19 protein-coding genes and 1 tRNA gene are annotated in these 18155 nt (G+C 61.4%); 13 read left to right on the top strand and 7 right to left on the bottom strand.

Translation table 11 applies throughout. The features are described 5' to 3' along the window. Positions 1-11 precede the first annotated feature (11 nt). From AC6H4Z_RS09705 to AC6H4Z_RS09720, 4 genes are all read right to left on the bottom strand, one after another. On the bottom strand, positions 12-968 hold the full coding sequence (locus tag AC6H4Z_RS09705; protein ID WP_497546551.1) for a PDZ domain-containing protein: 957 nt from the start codon (positions 966-968) through the stop codon (positions 12-14). A 2-nt stretch (positions 969-970) separates the two neighbouring features. Further along, positions 971-1501, bottom strand: a complete 531-nt coding sequence (locus AC6H4Z_RS09710) for a hypothetical protein (protein ID WP_497546552.1) — start codon at positions 1499-1501, stop codon at positions 971-973. Then, entirely contained in the window at positions 1488-1997 is a 510-nt protein-coding gene (locus AC6H4Z_RS09715) for an RNA polymerase sigma factor (RefSeq protein ID WP_497546553.1), read from the bottom strand. The genes AC6H4Z_RS09710 and AC6H4Z_RS09715 overlap by 14 nt, the downstream gene beginning before the upstream one ends. A 129-nt stretch (positions 1998-2126) precedes the next feature. Next, the gene (locus AC6H4Z_RS09720; protein WP_497546554.1) at positions 2127-2483 is read right to left on the bottom strand and encodes a hypothetical protein; all 357 of its coding nucleotides are present in this window, start codon (positions 2481-2483) and stop codon (positions 2127-2129) included. A 192-nt stretch (positions 2484-2675) separates the two neighbouring features. Here AC6H4Z_RS09720 and AC6H4Z_RS09725 point away from each other — a divergent pair, with 192 nt between their 5' ends. Next, positions 2676-3068: a response regulator gene (locus tag AC6H4Z_RS09725; RefSeq protein ID WP_497546555.1), complete on the top strand. Its 393-nt coding sequence runs from the start codon at positions 2676-2678 to the stop codon at positions 3066-3068. Between the two features lie 79 nt (positions 3069-3147). Next, complete coding sequence (locus tag AC6H4Z_RS09730) at positions 3148-4440, top strand: pyridoxal phosphate-dependent aminotransferase (RefSeq protein ID WP_497546556.1); 1293 nt, start codon at positions 3148-3150, stop codon at positions 4438-4440. Positions 4441-4446: 6 nt separating this feature from the next. On the opposite strand, the gene AC6H4Z_RS09735 is transcribed toward AC6H4Z_RS09730, so the two are convergent. Then, positions 4447-5325, bottom strand: coding sequence for a phosphatase PAP2 family protein (locus AC6H4Z_RS09735; protein WP_497546557.1), 879 nt, complete (start codon positions 5323-5325; stop codon positions 4447-4449). A gap of 385 nt (positions 5326-5710) precedes the next feature. On the opposite strand from AC6H4Z_RS09735, the gene hemQ reads away from it, so the two are divergent. Genes hemQ through AC6H4Z_RS09750 form a run of 3 tightly spaced genes read left to right on the top strand, consistent with a single transcriptional unit; the run spans position 5711 to position 7426 of the window. Then, complete coding sequence (gene hemQ / locus AC6H4Z_RS09740) at positions 5711-6544, top strand: hydrogen peroxide-dependent heme synthase (RefSeq protein WP_497546558.1); 834 nt, start codon at positions 5711-5713, stop codon at positions 6542-6544. Positions 6545-6589: 45 nt separating this feature from the next. Continuing rightward, positions 6590-7036: a hypothetical protein gene (locus tag AC6H4Z_RS09745; RefSeq protein ID WP_497546559.1), complete on the top strand. Its 447-nt coding sequence runs from the start codon at positions 6590-6592 to the stop codon at positions 7034-7036. Positions 7037-7087: 51 nt separating this feature from the next. Continuing rightward, positions 7088-7426, top strand: coding sequence for a hypothetical protein (locus AC6H4Z_RS09750; protein ID WP_497546560.1), 339 nt, complete (start codon positions 7088-7090; stop codon positions 7424-7426). Positions 7427-7469: 43 nt separating this feature from the next. Here the strand turns inward: AC6H4Z_RS09750 and crcB are convergent, their stop codons facing one another. Then, a complete protein-coding gene (gene crcB / locus AC6H4Z_RS09755) occupies positions 7470-7844 on the bottom strand; it encodes a fluoride efflux transporter CrcB (protein ID WP_497546561.1) in 375 nt (124 codons plus the stop codon). A 106-nt stretch (positions 7845-7950) separates the two neighbouring features. Between crcB and AC6H4Z_RS09760 the strand changes: the two genes are divergently transcribed. The 8 genes from AC6H4Z_RS09760 (at position 7951) to AC6H4Z_RS09795 (ending at position 16503) form a co-directional block, all read left to right on the top strand. Continuing rightward, a complete protein-coding gene (locus AC6H4Z_RS09760; protein WP_497546562.1) occupies positions 7951-9624 on the top strand; it encodes a MutS-related protein in 1674 nt (557 codons plus the stop codon). Between the two features lie 39 nt (positions 9625-9663). Further along, positions 9664-10377 (top strand): hypothetical protein, encoded by a 714-nt coding sequence (locus AC6H4Z_RS09765; protein WP_497546563.1) that lies wholly within the window; start codon positions 9664-9666, stop codon positions 10375-10377. A gap of 208 nt (positions 10378-10585) precedes the next feature. Next, positions 10586-11167, top strand: coding sequence for a hypothetical protein (locus AC6H4Z_RS09770; protein ID WP_497546564.1), 582 nt, complete (start codon positions 10586-10588; stop codon positions 11165-11167). A gap of 67 nt (positions 11168-11234) precedes the next feature. Then, positions 11235-11308, top strand: a tRNA-Pro gene (locus AC6H4Z_RS09775). 518 nt (positions 11309-11826) lie between these two features. Next, on the top strand, positions 11827-12672 hold the full coding sequence (locus tag AC6H4Z_RS09780; protein WP_497546565.1) for a HamA C-terminal domain-containing protein: 846 nt from the start codon (positions 11827-11829) through the stop codon (positions 12670-12672). Next, a complete protein-coding gene (locus AC6H4Z_RS09785; RefSeq protein ID WP_497546566.1) occupies positions 12669-14780 on the top strand; it encodes a DEAD/DEAH box helicase in 2112 nt (703 codons plus the stop codon). The genes AC6H4Z_RS09780 and AC6H4Z_RS09785 overlap by 4 nt, the downstream gene beginning before the upstream one ends. Positions 14781-14965: 185 nt before the next feature. Continuing rightward, positions 14966-15589, top strand: coding sequence for a hypothetical protein (locus AC6H4Z_RS09790; RefSeq protein ID WP_497546567.1), 624 nt, complete (start codon positions 14966-14968; stop codon positions 15587-15589). Between the two features lie 107 nt (positions 15590-15696). Next, on the top strand, positions 15697-16503 hold the full coding sequence (locus tag AC6H4Z_RS09795) for a hypothetical protein (protein WP_497546568.1): 807 nt from the start codon (positions 15697-15699) through the stop codon (positions 16501-16503). 40 nt (positions 16504-16543) lie between these two features. Here the strand turns inward: AC6H4Z_RS09795 and AC6H4Z_RS09800 are convergent, their stop codons facing one another. After that, entirely contained in the window at positions 16544-17893 is a 1350-nt protein-coding gene (locus AC6H4Z_RS09800; protein ID WP_497546569.1) for a tyrosine-type recombinase/integrase, read from the bottom strand. Positions 17894-18155: the final 262 nt, after the last annotated feature.

Here is an 18155-nt window from a genome sequence, read left to right on the forward strand (position 1 = left end):
GCACCGCGCTCTCACCGTCCCGCGGTGAGTAGGAACTCGAGTTCTTTGCCGTCGCGCCGCACTGTGAGCCGAACCGAGTCCCGCTTGTCGATGCGCGCGAGCGCCAATGCGCCGTCCGCGTCGACGAGCGGTTTCCCGTCGATCTTGAGCAGCACGTCGCCAATCTTGACGCCCGCGCGCTCGGTCGGACTGCCGGGACGAATCGCGGCGATCGACGGCGGCGCGTCGTACCTGTAGTACGTGTAGATCAACGGACCATCGTTGTCAGTTGCCGCGGTGCACGCTGGCTCGCACGACACTGCAAACCCATATCGGCCGATCCTACCCGCGCCAGCACTCGCCCAACTACCGTCCGCTCCGTTCTGCACGACGCCGTCGACGATGATCAGTGGTACTGTATCGATGCGCGCCAGACCGCGAATGGACAGCCGTCTCTCGCCGGCGACTCCAACGAAGCCTCCGCCGCTTGCGCCGCTGCCAACGCTCACTCCGCTTCCTGCGCCGGCGGAACCGGTGGCCGTTCCGACTCCGACGCCCGTACTTGCTCCGACGCCCGTACCGCGGCGCACGGCCCCGCCTAGTCCCTCACACATCGATGCGGATACGATAATACGAATAGTCTGATGCTCCCGCCCACGACGCACCGTGACGTTGTTCTCGCCGAGGGAGGGATACGCGAACAGGTCGCTTCCTCCGCGCGTCGTGATCGGTTGGCCGTTTACCGCTTCGATCACGTCGCCGGCCGCGAGCTTGCTCCCCTCTGCCGCTTCGAGCACCACCGGCTCGGCGAGAAACGAATACGACGGCCGCTGTCCCTTCGCGCGACTGAAGCTACAGTTGGCGCACTGATAGCCAACGATGCCGAAGGGCACGCCCGGGCCCGCTGGGCAGCTCGTGTCCTGCGCGGCGATTGGAGCTGCAGCGAAGACGAACGCCGCTACCTGTAGAACACCAGTGTGCAGTCTCATTGTCAGAACCAGATCACGGGTTTGCGTGTTGCCGACACGGGCGTAACAGCGCCGGGCTGGAGCGCCGACGTGAGTCGCGCCGAGAGTCCGGCGTCGAGGCTGTTGCGAGCGACGGCGTGCGCTGCGCCGATCAACACGCGGCTCGCCACGTCCACAGCGTTCGAATCAACCTTTGCTGTTGCGTCGGCGTAGCTCTGCGCGGCGCGCACGTACGCTGACCCCGCACGCTGGAGCAGCAACACGCGATCGTTCGCCGTGAGATCGCGTCGCGACAGCAACTCTTCGAGCGAGTTGCGCCGAGCATACGAAACACCAACGGCCGTTCCGAGCACGAAGAAGAGAAGGGCAGCGGCGGCTGCGAGGGGCCAGACGAATCGTCGACTGCGCTGCACAAAGAACCCGGCGGATTTGAGCCGTTCGACCGTACGATCCACTTCGCCGGGCGTCAGCGCCGCTTCGCGCGGAAGCTGCGCGAACAGCGCCGACTCGTGGTCGTCGTACGAATGTGGGTTCTGCTCGTCATCGAGTTGCATTTGATACTCCAGTCGTCAACATCTGTCGCAACGCTTGTCGCGCGCGAGAGAGCGCTGCCTTCGACGATCCCGGCGCCATACCGAGTTGCTCGCCGATTTCTTCATGGGTGAAGCCTTCGACATCGTGTAGCACCACGACCAATCGCTGCCGATCGGGAAGCTCGGCCATTGCACGCTCGAGATCGATCGTCGTTGCCGGCGCGGCGTTCGGTGAAGCCACGATATCGTCGTAGAGCGCGACATCGTCATCGACTCGGCGAGTGAGCGACGCATAGGCGGCGCGCACGCCGATGGACGTCAGCCAAGTCGACAGCTTGGCGTCGCCGCGATACTGCTGCAGCGACCGACACGCCGCGAGCCAGGTTTCCTGCAGCACGTCATCCGTGTCGTGCGCGCGGTGTCCGAGCAATCGCCGCACGAGCATCTTCAGTCGCGGCGTGTGTCGATCGTAGAGCGCACGGAAGGCCCGCTCGTCGCCGTCGAGTATGCGGCGCACGAGAGTGAGATCCGACGGTTGGCTGTCCAGCGGGGCAACGGTCACGCGCATTGAGAGGGCCGATATGCGGAAAGGGTTGCAAATCCCTTGATCCGATGATGCGGCGTTGCGCGGGCCGTCGCGAGGGCGCTACATCGAGCGCTCGTCCTCGTAATAGTGCTGGATCGTCCAGGCGATCACGTCGCGATACACCTCGGTTTGGGCGCCAATGGGCGGCCGCGGTTCGGCGGGTGTTGCGTACGTGGCCCGAAGGCCGGCGTCGGCGAGAATCGCCTTGACGCGTAAGACGATCTGTTCAGGCGGAACGCTCTCGCTTCGCCAAAGCGCGACAAGCTCGCGCACCGCCGGTTTGAATCCGTCGCTCGGGCCGGTGCCGTCTGCTGCTGCGGACACCGCAAGGCGCATGCGTTCGGCGGCGCCCTGAAGCCCGGCATTTCCTGGTGTCAACGCGATCGGATTGTCTGGGGTTTTTCCTCGTGACTCCATGGTTGTTTGTCCGTTCTGGTTGTCTCGATTCGTCGATCTAAGTGCCGGTACCGAAAGGTGATCGAGGTCCCCCGCTGCTCGGGTCGGCACCCTGCTAAAAGGCAAGCAGCGGACCAGCGAATCGAATGGTCTCGGAACCAGTGGCGTGATTCTTTCATTCTCGTGATCGGTAGTCACCTCGCTGGAATCGACATGACCTCCCAAATCCAAAAGACAGTACTCCTCGTCGAAGACAACGAGGACAACGCGATCATCTACACCACCATCCTTCGCTACGGCGGGTTCGACGTCATCGTCGCACGCGACGGGCAGGCGGGGATCGAGGCAGCCAAGCTGCATCAGCCGGCGCTCATTCTGATGGACGTTTCCATCCCGATCATCGACGGTTTGGAAGCAACGCGCCGCCTGAAGGCGGATCCCGATACGGCCGACATTCCGATCATTGCGCTCACCGCGCACGCCCTGGCGTCCGATCAGGTGCGGGCGATGGAAGCCGGATGCGACGGGTACATCCCCAAGCCAGCCGAGCCGCGTCTGGTCCTGGATACGGTCGTGCAGTACCTCGGGATGGCCGCGGCGGCATAAAGGCTCCGTGAGACGGGCGTCGCGCCCTTCCACGGCGCGCCGTTTCTAGCCAGCTTGAGTCATCGCTTTCCCCAAGCCGATGACTGATCGCCCAGCTCCACGCTTGTCCACGCTGTCCCAGACCCTTCGCGGCTCCGCGATTCTCGCGATTGCCGGAGAGGTTCGCGCCCTCGTGAAAGAAGGGCGCCCTGTTCTCGACCTGACTGTTGGAGATTTCTCATCCAAACAGTTCAGGATCCCGCGCGAGCTCGAGGACGGTATCGTCGACGCGCTCCGCGCCGGCGAGTCGACCTATCCGCCGCCGATCGGACTCGACTCATTGCGTGCCGCGGTTCGCGAGTTCTACAAGCGACGCCTCGGACTCGACTATCCGATCGAGTCGTTCCTCATGTGCGCCGGCGCGCGCCCAGCGATCTACGCCACGTATCGCGCGCTGATCGATCCAGGTGACGCGGTCGTGTTCGGCGTTCCGTCATGGAACAACGACTACTACTGCGAGATGATGGGCGCCGAGGCGCGCACGGTGGAATGCGATGCGCGCACGCGCTTCCAGCCGACCGCCGACATGCTTCGCCCGCTCGTGCGCGGCGCACGGATGGTCGCGCTCAACTCGCCGCTCAATCCAACCGGCACTCTGTTCGACGCCGCGCAGCTCGGCGAGATCTGCGATCTCGTGCTCGAAGAGAATGCTCGGCGCGGTCCGAACGAGCGTCCGTTGTACATGATGTACGATCAGGTGTACTGGATGCTCACGTCGGGCGACGCCAAACACGTCGACCCGGTCACGCTACGGCCAGCAATGTTGCCGTACACCGTGTACGTCGACGCAATTTCCAAGGCATTTGCCGCGACGGGCCTTCGTGTGGGCTGGGCTGTCGCGCCGCCGGAGATCATTCGGCCCATGAACGCCATTCTCACGCACGTTGGCGCCTGGGCTCCGCGTCCCGAACAGGTCGCGTCGGCAAAGCTGCTCTCGGATCACGCGACCGTCGACGCATACATCGACAACATGCGCCACGAAACCGGTCTGCGTCTCGACGCGGTATACGATGGACTGAGCGCCATGCAGCGTGACGGTCTGCCGGTGGAATGCGTGCGGCCCGAGGGTGCGATTTACGTGAGCGCTCGCTTCGCGCTCCACGGCATGAAGACGCCCGACGGGACGACGATCGAGTCCGATGAAGGCGTTCGAAAGTATCTGCTGAATGCCGTCGGTCTCGCGGCGATTCCGTTCAACGCCTTCGGCTCGCAGAGCGATGCGGGCTGGTTCCGTCTGTCGATCGGCGTGGTGTCGGTCGAACAGATCGAAGCGGTGCTGCCAAAGCTACGACAAGCGATCGAAGCGCTCGAACCAGCGCTCGCCTCTCGCTAGTCGCTGTTAGAAGCTGAAGCTCACGGAAAGAGGAATCGCGCGTCCGGTCACGGGCGCGCGATTCGCTTTTCCGAGAAAGACGCGATCGACCGGCGTGGTCGGGTGCCCGTGCGAGTACTGCACGATGCGCCATCCGTAGAACGTGCCGACCGCGGCGCCGGAGAGAATGTCGCTCGCCCAATGTTGGCCGAGGTACATGCGCGACAGCCCGGGTGTGAGCGCGAAGGCGTACGCCGGAACGCCAACCCACCACGTCGCACCCGGACTGCGCTGGTGCACCTCGGCAACGAGTACCGACGCCGCAGCGAAGCCAGACGATGAGTGGATGGAAGGGAAGGCGCGATTCTGAAAGTGCGTGAATCCCTTCATGAACTGGAAGTCATACTGATTCTCGAATGCCGGTGTCGCATCGCGCGGACGCGTGCGGCCGAGTGGTCCGCGAATCAGTTGATTGGAGATGCTCGCGGCGGCCACGGCTTCCGACACGTGGAACGCCACCGTTGCCACCGTATGCGCCCGAAACACGCGTGCGATCGTGTAAACGGCGAGTCCGCCGACCGTGAGCGTCGACTCGTTGACCCGCGTGAAGATGTCGTCGAAGCGTTCGCCGGCGCGAACGTGCAGGTGCGAGGTGTCCTGGAAGTTGCGGGCGATTCGCGCGTCGAACGCGCTGAGCCCTGCGCTGGCGCCGAGGATTCCGAGGCCGATGAGACCATCGCGCCCGGTGAAGAACGTCTTGTTTCCTCCCGGGTCGTTCGCCTGTGCCGACGCCGAGTGCCACGCCAGCAACAGCGCGAGTACGACCTTCGAGTGCCTTCCGATCACGCCGACGTCCGGGTTTCCGTTGGCGGCGCAGAGTGCAGCGACCGTGCCGACGGCAACCACGACCCCACCGACCGCCAGGCAGCGGCCGGGTTGGTCACATCCAAAAAAAGAGCGCCGCGGTCAACCCGCGGCGCTAATCAGCATCGAGACTCGGTCGCGAACGGCCCGCCCTACTGGCTGGGCAATCCGGCCGGCGATCTCGGGGATTCTCCGGCCCTGCCTCGCGGCGTCCGCCGCCGCAACGAGCAGCGTCCGGAGCTCGCGACGGCGTCCGTCGGCCCCCTCACTTCGATTCGAGCTACTGTGACCGCCAGTTTGATCCCGCATAACGCCCTCTTCCACTTGGCTTGGTTCGGTAGAACTTCTTCGTCCTAGGAACCCCTTGGGCAAACGGAGTGCCGTTTTTTAGTATCGGTTGGTTTGCCCGTGGCTTTAACTTTTCCCTATGAAAAGCCAGGAGAATCCGCGCTCCCACCCCCCTGAGACCCTCGAGGGCTGGTATGCGTTGCATCAACTTTTTACAGTCGACCGCACTTCGCTCGCGCACGAGGGCGACAGTCGTAGTGTGGACGCCACGCCGCACTCTGTGTCGGCGGCCGAGTCACATCCGAATGGCGGCTGGACGGCTTGGGCGCGTGTCATCGGGTCAAAGGTCGACGTCATGGCCGTGCACTTTGCGCCGACGCTCGACGCCATTGGCGCCGTGCAGGATACCTTCCGCGCCTCGGCGGCGGCACAAAGGCTCACGCTGCAATACTCCTTTTTGAGCGTGACCGAGGCGGGCCTCTATCATCTCACCTCCGAGCTCGCGCGCGAAACAACGGAGCGGGGAGGGGTGGTGGGCGACGAGGTGTACGCCGAGGAGCTGGCGCGTCGCGTCGCCAAGGAACGCGAGAACTCGCATGTCCAGCGGCGACTGTATCCGCCCCTTCCTGAGGACATGCCATACATCTGCTTCTATCCAATGTCCAAGCGACGCGGACCGGAGCAGAACTGGTACGCCCTCTCGCTCGCTGAGCGCAGCCGCCTGATGCAGGCGCACGGCAAGACGGGACGACGCTACGCGGGTAAGGTCGTGCAGATCATCAGCGGCGCCATCGGCTTCGACGCGTGGGAGTGGGGCGTCACCCTGTTCGCCAAAGACCCGCTCGACTTCAAAAAGCTCGTAACCGACATGCGCTTCGACGAGGTCAGCGCGAATTACGCCGATTTTGGCGACTTCTACGTCGGCAAGGTCGTGCCGGCCGGCAGCCTGGAAACACTGCTCGAAACCCTCTGAGCCTGGCGCTCGTAGGGCAATCGGAAACAACACCGAGGCAGAGCGATGTGGTCGGCAATTCGTTGGATCGTGTTGCAGTTCGCGGCGATTCGCTGGCTCTTCAAGCTCGGCTGGCTGGGAACGCTCATCCCCATCGTGCTGCTGCTCAAGACGATCGGGCTGCCGCTGCTCGCCATTCTCTCGGTCGTGGCGATCCCGCTGCTCATCCTGCTGTTTCTGTTCGGCCTTCCGATCATCCTGGTGCTCGTCTTCGGCAGCCTGATCATCGGCTTCCTCGGCATGCTCCTCACGCTCGGCGTCGTCGCGCTCAAGTTCGCGCTGTTCGTCGTGCTGCCCATCTGGCTCATGATCGTCGTCGGCCGAAAGCTGTTCTGCTGGATGTTCAAGCGTGGCGACGGAGACACTGGGAGCAGCCCGTCGGCGCCAAGTGAGCCGCCACCGCCCCCGCCGACTCCGGCGATGGATTCGGCAGACGGATTCGACGCAGCCTAAGCTCGTCAACGTCGTTCACAGTCGTCCTACGTCGTCCTCATCGAGGCTGACATGTTTGCCCTACTGCGTGGGCTGTTCTTCGGAGCGCTTTCGCTAGTTCTGCTGATTCCCGTCGCGATCGTTCTGGCGACTGTGGGTCTGCCAATCGCGCTCGTCCTGTGCGTGCTCGCCGCGCCGGTTCTGCTGGTGCTGTTCCTGGTCGGCTTGCCGTTCTTCATCATCTTCGCGACGGTGATCGGCCTGCTCGGCGCCGTGTTCGGCGTTCTGATGGCGTTCCTTTCGGTGGGACTCGTCGCGCTGAAGATCGCGATCGTGGTCCTCATCCCGCTGGCCATTCTCGCGTGGATTGCGCGGCGAGTGTTCGGCGGGCGCGAGGCAGCGCACTACTAAACGGAACGTGAGGCGTGAGGCGTGCCGCACGCCTCACGCGCTCTTACGGATTGAGTCGCGGACCAAAGGCGAGACCGATCGCCGTTCCGGCGACGCACGCGATGACGCTCAGCGCGATATAGGTCAGCGCCTTTCCCCATTCGCCGCCGTTGATCAGGCCTACGGTCTCGAGGCTGAACGTCGAGAACGTGGTGAAGCCGCCGCAGAATCCGACCACCAACGCGGCGCGCGCGTAGGGCTCCGTTTGGCTGTGCAGAAAGAATCGCGTCAGCATGCCGATGGCGATACTGCCAACGACGTTCACGGCGAGCGTGCCGAAGGGAAAGCCGGCGTGCGCTTGCCGGCTGACGAACTGGCCGAAGAGGTACCGAGCGACGCTGCCTACGGCGCCGCCGAGGGCGATCAGTAAGAGAATCATCAAGCGTGTGGGTCGTGAGTCGTCCAAGTCCGGGCCCGCTGCGCCCTGACAGAAGCTACGAGCACCCCCGCGCGGCGACCAGCGTTTGTCGCCATCATTAGCGCGTATGACACTCTCCACGACCACGCTCCTGCTCATCGCCGCGATCGCGGCGGTGCGCATCATGCTCCACTTCTGGCCGCGAATCTTTCCGCGGTCGACGACTGCCCATGTGCTCCGCGCACTCGACGCGGATCGCACGGAGCGCCATGGCGACGTCGAGCTACTGGCTGCGTATCATCGCCTGCGAACACCGCTGGCCGATGACGAGTCGCTCCCCGAACGCACGTGGCGCGACCTCGATCTCGACGACGTCTTCGCGTCGCTCGACTACGCCGAGAGCGAGCCTGGCCGCCAATACCTGAACCACTTGCTGCGGACGCCGACGAACTCCCGCGAGCGGCTGGCAAAACTGGAGCGCGCAGTCGCCAGACTTTCAGCAGACGAGGCGACTGCTGCGGCAGCACGCACGGCACTGCGACGATTGAGCGATCGTCGCGCTGCGCGCCTCGCACACCTCCTCTTCAGCGATCTCCCCGCTCGGCCCAGCGGCTGGTGGATCTTTCCACTGCTGACGGCGACGTCGATTGCTTGTCTCGCACTGATTCCGGTGTGGCCGCGGAGTCTACTGATCTGGGTTGGTGTGTGCGTCGCGAACATCGGCGTGCAGCTCTTCTACAAGCCGCGGGTGAAGGAATTCATTCCGGCGATCCACGAGCTCCCCGCGTTCCTCGCCGCGGCCGACACACTCGGCGCGCTCGATGCCGAGGAGTTGGCCGAGGAAACCTCCGTGCTCCGGCGCAGCGGGCGGCAGTTTGCCGTGCTGCGACGGGCGAGCTGGTGGCTGATGTTCGAGCCCGATCAGGTGAACGCCGAGCTCGCGTCGTTCTTCGAGTACGTGAACATGCTGTTCTTGTTCGACGTCAACGCCTTCGTGTTCGCGACGGGAAGCATTCAGCGCTCGAACGCCGAGTTGCGCGAGATCTTCGAGGCGATTGGCTACATCGATGCGGCGCAGTCGATCGCGAAGTGGCGGTCCACGCTGCAGGAATGGAGCCGGCCGCAGTTCACCGATACGAAGAAGGCGCTCGATGTCGTGGACGTGGTACATCCGCTCCTCGATGAGCCAATCGAGAATTCGCTGCGCGTCGAGCAGAGTGTGCTCATCACGGGCTCGAACATGTCGGGCAAGACGACGTTCGTGCGCACGCTTGGCGTCAACGCGGTGCTCGCACAATCGCTGAACACCGTATGCGCCAAACGATGGTCGGCGCCGATGCTACGCGTGCGCACGTCGATCGGTCGCGCCGACAGCATCATGGAAGGGAAGAGCTACTATCTGGCCGAGGCCGAGTCGGTGTTGGGCCTCGTGCGAGCGGCGGGGAGCGACGTTCAGCATCTCTTCCTGCTCGACGAGATCTTCCGCGGCACGAATACCACCGAGCGCGTTGCGGCGGCGTACGCCGTGCTCGCCCATCTCGATCGCGGCGAGGATATCGTCGTCGTCGCGACGCACGACCTTGAAGTGCTTGACCTCCTCAACGATTCGTATGCAGCGCGTCACTTCCGGGAGCAGATCGAGAACGAGGCGCTCATGTTCGACTATCGCATTCAAGATGGGCGGTCGTCGACGCGGAACGCGATTGCGCTGCTTCGGTTCATGAAGTATCCGGACGACCTGGTTGCCAACGCGCTCGAGCACCTTGACTGGAACGCGCGCAACGCGCTAGACATCTCATGAGAATAATGGAAAGGCCCTTTCTCGTGCGGAGGTCTCGCGTTGATCCTGTTTCGTCAAATTGTTGGGTTCGGTGTTGTGTTGGGGTTGTCGGTCGCTCGGATGGTTGGTGCGCAGAACGCGACGGTCGCTCGGGCTGATTCACATCGTTGGGCAATCGCGCCGGCGCTTGATTTCGGCACGGTGCCCGACGAATACTCGGTTCGCTGCGATGACGGCATTGTCCCGTCGTATGGCGGCGGTGTCGCCGTCCTGTTTCGGCCGAAACGTTGGCTCGTCGTCGAGGGCGATACGCGACTCAGTACGATTCCGCGGATTCGGTGTCGAGTCGTCATCCCTCCTGGCAGTTCGATGTTTCCGCCGGGCTACATCTTTCCGGGCACACAGGAATACCCGGCGCATTCACCGCACCTGTCGCTGATTCGGAGCGCCGCGCGCTTCGGTATTGAGACTCCATCGGACCTCCCGCTCTTTCGTGCGACTGCGGGCGTTGGCGCCATTTGGACTGGCCGAGTTACGCCGTTCGAGACGGTGGCGATCGGCACTGGATCTCGTGGGCCCAACGCGCGGTTCTTCGCCGAGTTCGAGCTGAGCACCAGCCAGTTCCGTCTGTCGGTCGCACGATCTTTACCGCTGGACTCAGTGTCGCACGTCGGATCGACGCGATTTGTGTCCCACGTCGCGCTGCCGACGTGGGCGTCGCTGCGCCTTGGCGTGGAATTCCCACTCGGTCCAAGCGATGACGGCTCACGGTGAGCCGATCCGGGGTGCGACGCAGCTGCCAGAACAGCGTGCCACTGGCGCGTGACCCGCTTAGGTGGCAAATCATTGGAACGTGAAGAAAACAGCACCGTACTCAAAGCCAACTTCAGACTACGCGGCTCCCGCGGAGCACGCGGCCGCCGGGTCGCACGCTCCTGACGCCGGTGGGCGGAAGCGAATCCCAAGGTTGGCGATTGAGAGTTTGCTCATCGTCCTCAGTGTGCTGCTCGGATTCGCCGCGAATCAATGGCGCGACCGTCGTGCGGAGCGAGAGCTGTCGGCGCAGGCGCTGGATAGCTTTCGCCGCGAACTGAGGCGAAACCTCGCGCTACTCGACAGCGTCCAGCCGCGGCACGAAGTGATGGCCGATCGGTTGGATTCAGCTGCGAACGTACGACACGCCGGCGAAACGGCGTTCGCCGCACTCGTCGCTGCAATGCCCGGCGGCGGTGTCTCGACGCCGCTCGTTGGCGACGCGGCTTGGCAGACAGCGGTCAGCACCGGGGCGCTCCGGCTGCTCGGTTACGAGCGGGTCGCGCGCCTGTCGGAGACGTACGAGGCGCAGCGTTCAGCGATCGGGTCGACAGGGCAGCGACTCGAGGATCGGCTTAGCAGTCCGCAGAACTTCGACCCGGCGTATCGCGAGCAGACAGATGTTTCGAGCGCAGAGTCTGATTTTTCGAGAGCTGAGCGGGCAGGAGGGGTTTTTGACGGGCGTGTATCGCAGTACGCTGGCGGCGCTCGATTCGGCGGCGAAGTAGTGGCCGGCTCGGTAAGCCACTGAGGGGCGGCCGGTTGTTCGGGGGCGTTCGGCCGACTATAATCCCTGTTCTGTCCGTGAAAGCGGCGGGCGGGACGTAGCGCAGTCCGGTAGCGCACCTGAATGGGGTTCAGGGGGTCGCGGGTTCAAATCCCGCCGTCCCGATTATGTAAGTTGTTGCCCTGCAGTTATTTAAAAATGTCGACCGATTCTAGGATCGGTCGACATTCTGTTGTTTGGTGCCAAAATGGTGCCGAGATTTGTATCGCCGCAGAGGCACCGCCTCCGCGATATAGTCTCTACTCTGCGTCCGGGACTGACGTAGGACGCCTCAGCGTCGTTGACGGGCCTCCGGCCCTGGGAACGTTCGCCTTACGGCGCGGTCGCCGTTCAGGCTCGCCTCGCTCGCGACCCCGGGTTCATCTTCGCGGAAGAAGCGACCGGGGCGCCCCCCACCCGCGCGGTAAGAAGCTCCTGGCCATCGCTGTGTTCTGTCGCTCATTGCCCGGCGGTCACCGCGCCAGCGTATGGCGAAGCGCTCGTTGTACTCCTCTAATACTGCTATCTTGATGAGCACGGTGTCGTGGCGGGAATAGAGCCGAGGCGCGCCGTCCCTATGGTAGCTCAAATTCCCTCCCATACGAATGCCTGGCGCTCAAAAGCACCCGACCCCATTCCTTGAAGTGCGCGTCAAGGAGTTCGCGCTAGAACCGCCGCTAACGGCTCTGTGCGCCGGGTATGAACTTGGGGAGTGGCGATCCAGGCAACTCTCAAAGCACCTACTTCAGTGGCTTCCGGAATTCGCACTCAAATACAGCGAATGGAAGGGACTTGATGCGAGTACAGCGGTGGAATTGATCGGGAAAGCCGCGCAGTCTGTTTATCAATCCGATCACTACAAGACGCGGGGGGAATTCGGGGAAATCCTCCTACACGCCATCGTTCGCCAATGCGAAGGGTCAGTCCCGGCTATTTCGAAATACTTCTACAAGGACAGCCGCAATGATACGGTGAAGGGGTTTGACGCGGTCCATGTCGTCCCCACTGCGGGTGGTTGGGAATTGTGGCTTGGGGAAGTGAAATTCTATGACGACTTCAAGCGAGCTGCGGCCGATGTGCTCAAGGAGTTAGAAGACCACCTCAAACGCGACTATTTGAGGTCGGAGTTTACGGCAATCACTAACAAACTGGACGATGAATGGGATGGTGCGAAGCCGCTTCGGCAGCTCTTGAGCACGCGCACGTCGTTGGACAAGATTTTTTCCGCAGTGTGCATCCCTGTCCTCCTGACGTACGACAGCGATGCTGTCCAAGGCAATGAGTCGGTGTGCGCCCAATACGAGGCTGCATTCGCGGCGGAAGTAGCGAAACATCGGGAATACTTCGAGCAAAAATATAAGAAACTCACTGCGGCGAATCGGCTTCCCGGAACCCTTCGCGTGCGGCTCTACCTCCTTCCGTTGCGGAGCAAGGCCACGCTTGTTCAGCAGATGGATGAGGCGCTCAAGCAATGCCAGGCGATTATATGACCTTTGAGGAACTGAAGCGGCGTCTAATCGATAAGGCAGAAGTACAAAGCTCCAGCTTCGAAATCATGCATGCATTATGTGAGTACGCGAATACCCGCCCGGCGGACGCGGACTTGCAGGAGCTGGTGCTACGAGCGCTTGAGCACCGCGAGGTGCTCGGGGGCAGCCGTCCAATTCTAGATGCCCTCGTACGGGAAGTCGGGCTGTTTCCCTATCTCGACGATCCGGACCGACTAGGGCTAGCCGATCGTCTCGCGTACGAGTTTCATCGCCCCGCCAACATGGAAGATCGTGGCATCGTCTTCCACCGGCCGCAGGCTCACGTATATCGCGAGTTGATGGCCGGGCGAAGCGTCGTTCTCAGCGCGCCAACGAGTTTCGGGAAGAGCTTAGTTATCGACGCGGTTATAGCGTCCGGTAAGTACAAGAATATACTCATCATCGTACCGTCTATCGCCCTCATCGATGAAACGCGTAGGCGCTTGGCGTCATTCGCGCGACAGTACAAGTTGATAACGCATCCATTTCAGCGTGCGGACGAACGCAATATCTATATCCTCACGCAGGAGCGGGTGCTCGATCACCCTGATCTGAACGCCATCGAATTCTTTGTCGTGGACGAGTTCTACAAGTTGTCGCCAGCTACGGGCGACGATGACCGGTCCGCGTTGCTCAATCAAGCGTTCTATGAGCTAGCAAAGCGTCGAAAGCCATTCTACATGCTTGGTCCTAGTATCACCGGGGTGATGCCCGAGCTGAAGAATCGGCTTGAATTCACGTGGATGCATGAGCCGTACAATACTGTCGTATCGGAACTCCATCGTGTGAATGTCGGTGAAGACGAGATGGCGACGCTCGCTGAGTTGTGTTCCAACCTTGAGGGCCAGACTATTATTTTTTGCCGGTCCGTTCCGCGTGCCACCGAGGTGGCGCAGGCGCTGGTTGAGCGCGGCGTGGGTGCTTCCGTTCCGGATCTCGACGCGGCGGCGAATTGGATCGCCACAAACTATCACGAGGAGTGGCATTTCGTTCAGGCGTTGCGGAACGGCATCGGCGTTCATCACGGCCGCATTCCACGCGCGTTGGCTCAATTCGTCGTGCGAGCCTTCGATTCAGGCCTGTTGAAAGTGCTCGTGTGTACGTCAACGCTAATCGAGGGCGTGAATACAAAGGCCGAGAACATGGTCATTCTTGACAACAAGATTGACCGAACGCGATACGACTTTTTTACATTCAACAATATTCGTGGCCGCTCTGGCCGAATGTTTCAACACTTCATCGGCCACGTCTATCTCTTCCATGACCCGCCGGAGGAGGCGCTACCGCTGGTAGATATTCCGGCATTCTCCCAAGCAGAAACGGCCCCTGACCGCTTGCTCGTCCAGCTAGATGACGCGGACCTCGAAGAGCGGTCAAAGGAGCGACTTCAGAAGTACCGCAACGATCCATTGCTCTCCTACTCTGTTCTTCGGGAAAATGTTGGAATCGAGCCCGAAGCACAGCTAGCGATCGCTCGTCGAATAACGAGCGACCTTCAGAGCTGGCATGGGCTGCTGTACTGGAGGCAGTTTCCTAAGTACGAGCAACTAAAGGCAACGTGCCAACTCATATGGGAGGAGTTCGGCGGCGGGCGTCTTGGGGCGAGCAGCATACGCAGCTACTCTCAGTTGGCATATCAAATCAACGCGTTGAGGAATTCGCCGCGGCCGCGAGATATGATTCGCGAAAGGGTGGAGCGAGGTACGACAGCCGACGAGGCAGTTCAGAGCGTCCTCGATTTCTTGCGGTTGTGGGCCAATTTCCACTTTCCGCGACTCCTCCGCGCAGTCGATCGCATTCAAGGCGATGTGTTTGAGCGGGTCGGACTGCGATCAGGCAGCTATGAAGTCTATGCGGCGCGCGTGGAGAGCTACTTCCTCGACCCGGCTTTGGTCGCGCTCGACGAGTACGGAGTTCCAATAGAGCTTGGTCGACGACTTGCGAAGCCCCTTCATGCGGATGGCGATCTTGACGCAGTACTGGAACGACTGAGAGAACTCAACGTTGGCGCCTTGGACGTCAGCGCGTTTGAGAAGGAGCTATTGCTAGACGCGAAACGGCATCTATAGCCCCAGTTAGTTGGCCGGGTTTTCGATGCGCCGCCATCGGCGCCAAGCCCGTGTGTGTCGCTTCCGCAGCGTCACATACATCGAAGGTAAGTTGCGGGCGAGTCGCGCTCCCAAATGCGCTCATTAGACGAGTTAGCCCGTTCGTAACTTGCGCCAGAGTCGCACCAATCGTCGGATGGGAGGCTATGGGTCTACCGTTTAAGCTGGATTTAAGCCTTCTAACGCGGTTTACGCCACCCGGCGTATTCACGCGCATCGATCCGCAAATTGCTGCGCAACTTGCTCCATTGCCGGAAGTGGAGGAGCGAGTCAATGGCTGCGTGACCTTCTGCCATGCAATCGGAGCGTCCATCAATGCGGACGATATGCGCGACGTAGCGTACCGTAGGAGGTACCTTCGCGCGGCTCTCTCTGAGTTTGCTTCGCTGGACGACGCAGCGCAGCTCGATTTTGCCCGCAACGGCCGATCTGATCCACCGCGAATGCGGGACTCGCTCGATCCGCGCATCCATTCGGTGCGATTGCTCAGGCACGCCAACGTTCATCTGTCGGCGTCAACGTTGACGAGTGAGCAGCGCGAAGCCGCATGGAACGGTCCTTTGGGCCGTCAGGACTTTATCTATCACATGATTCTAGTGAACGACCTCCCTGCGTCCGTTCGGGGAGTGAGGGACGCCAGCTCATACGGCGACTCTACTCTGGCCTCACTGATTGATTGGCTGGACTACGAGCAGCACCAGTGGGGGATAAACAATGTCGTTCTTCGGACGGCCGAACTATACGTGCGCGCGATTGTGGACGCACTCTAGCTGCTGCTCGACTGGAGGCGCTCCGAGCGACTGGGCTCGGAACTGGGGATCGCCGCTCGCTCGGCAATGCCTTCGGCGCCAGAACCACCGATTAAAGGAGCCAAGAAATGAGAGTCATCTTTGATACGAACGTTGTCGGGCCGTTGGTGGCGCCTACCCGATATCCTGATCACCTCCATGCGGAAACTCTCGCTGCCATCCATCCTCGAATTGCATCCGGTGCGATACAGGGTTTCGTGTCACAGAGTACATATGGCCTTGAAGCGTTGGAGCGCCACGTCAGAATTGACGAATTCTTTCGTGCGTGGGCCAAGAACTCTGGTAACGTCAAGCTGCCGAGCCCCGAGCCAGTGCGCGTTGCAATCCTTGAGGAGTCTATAAAACTAGGCCTAAAAGTGTTGCGCGTACCGCGAGTTGCCCTTGGGCCGTTCATAGATGTTCCAGAATCAGCGTGGGCCGAAGACACTGAGGTTTCTCGCGAGCAACGACAAGCGCGAACGTCTGCCTTTGCTCAGATATTTGCGCACAAGGGACCGTACGCGATCAAGACGCTCGGTTCCGATCTTGTCAAGTTGCATACCCTTGACACGTCATCGATTCCTTCGTTCCCAGGATTGCCCCCCGCCGAAGATGTTCTATGGCTTGACGGGCTAGTTGCGGAGTATGACAACCCGAAGAGATTTCCAACAGCCGAAAAATTCTCTCGCGCGCTCCGGGACCTTATGGGCGAGTGGGCCGATGTCGACGCATTGGCCTCAGCATACGGGTACGATATTCACCTGTTCTGCACGCTTGATCGATCTGCGAACTCGGGCACTGGCGGACTGCTTCACCCGGTCAATGCGCCTTTCCTCCTCAGCCGGTTCGGAATCGTCGCGGTGACGCCAGACGAGCTTCTGGCCCGGTGTGGGTAGTGACGGTCAAACCCAATGGCGATGCGCGGAGGCGTTATCCTCATTCGGAGCGGGACAACCCGAAGGCTTCGCTGAGCGTTTGCGTGGCTTCATCCTGCATCGTCGGTAGAACGTGCGAGTAAGTGTCGAGCGTTTGCTTGATGCTGGAATGACCTAGTCGCTCAGCGGAGACTTTCGGGTTCACGCCACGTGACATTAGTGTCGTCGCCATCGTGTGTCTCAAATCGTAGAGCCTTATATCTGGTAGCTGAGCCTTTTTCAGTAACGGGCGAAAGTGACGCCGCTTGAGATTGCGCGCGTCGAGCGGGTCGCCGGTTTGATCCGCAAACACGAGTGAGTTTGGCGCGTAGGATTTCCCGCTGCGGACTGTCTCGGCAATGAAGGCATCTTGGTTCCGGCGATGAACGGCCAACGCGTCGCCGACTGGGGCATCGAGAGGCACCGTGCGGCGACTGTTCGTTGTCTTGGGTTCGTTGAAACTCCAAGCTTTGCCGACCCATGAGAGCGAACGCTGGATGCGAACGCGACCGCCTTCGATATCGGACCATTTGAGCGCCATCGCCTCACCTGGCCGCATTCCGGTCGTGAGGAGCACCAACCACAGGGCGTATGTCATTTCAGCGGTTGCCTGAAGATGCCGTTGATGCCGGGCAGACGATTCGAGTCGCTTTGCTGCGTCTTCTCGTCGCTCAGCGATCGCAGCCTGTCCGCCGTTGCGAAATTGTTGAGCTGCGCCTCTCAAGATCTCGGCGCGTCGCTCGCGCGTTGTGGCTTCGGCGGACAACTCCTCGACTTGCTTCCGCGCCGTTGCGACTAGCTTCGCAGACTGTTCTTCAGTCAGCGCGTGCATCTCCTTCCGCTGCTGTCTTGGCAACTCTACATCTTCTGCGGGATTGCGAAGGATTAGCCCGCGACGCACCGCCCGCTTTAACGCCTTATTGAGGAGTGCATGGATTATGTGGATCGTACGCGCCGACAAAGGGTGCGTGCGGTCGTCCGATCGCAATGAGGCGTAAAGGCGGGAAATGTCCCCCTCACTGACACGTGCGAGGGGTATTGAGCCAAACGATGTCTTTCCGATGTGTCGCGCGAGAAGGGAACGGTAGTCCGCGAACGTGCGCGGACGCACAGAGTCGGCAGCTTTCAATTCATCGAGCCAGGAATCGACGTATTCCCAAACCGTCTTGCGACTAGGTGCGCTGGGCAATCCCCCTTCTACGGCCTTGAGTCGTTCGCGCAATACACGCTGCGCGTCTCGCTTTGCGCCATGCACGACTTCGGACGGATAGACTCGCTTCCCGAGTTGATTGCTTGTGATAGGATCGAACCAACGGACGCGAAATCGTCTCGGACCCAGCTCCGTGATGCTGCCATTAGAACGGCCCGCCATAGCGTCTCCTGTCGTGGTCTCCGAGAAAATTAGGGATCGCCGTGATGCTTCGCACCGGTTCTCGCACCATACCGGGATGTGTTGTCAGTTAAGCTATTGGTGAAACGTCGGTTACAAATCAACGACCCCCTGAAGTCCTATCAGAGGCTAAGCTCTCGATCGTCCGGCGAACTGTACCGTGGCCAGCGAAGACAGAGTCTGCTACCACTGGGGCCGAATCCAGTGATAGACAGAGCGGCACCCAAACCGCACGCGGGAGAAG

The organism is Leucogemmata humicola (assembly GCF_055379415.1).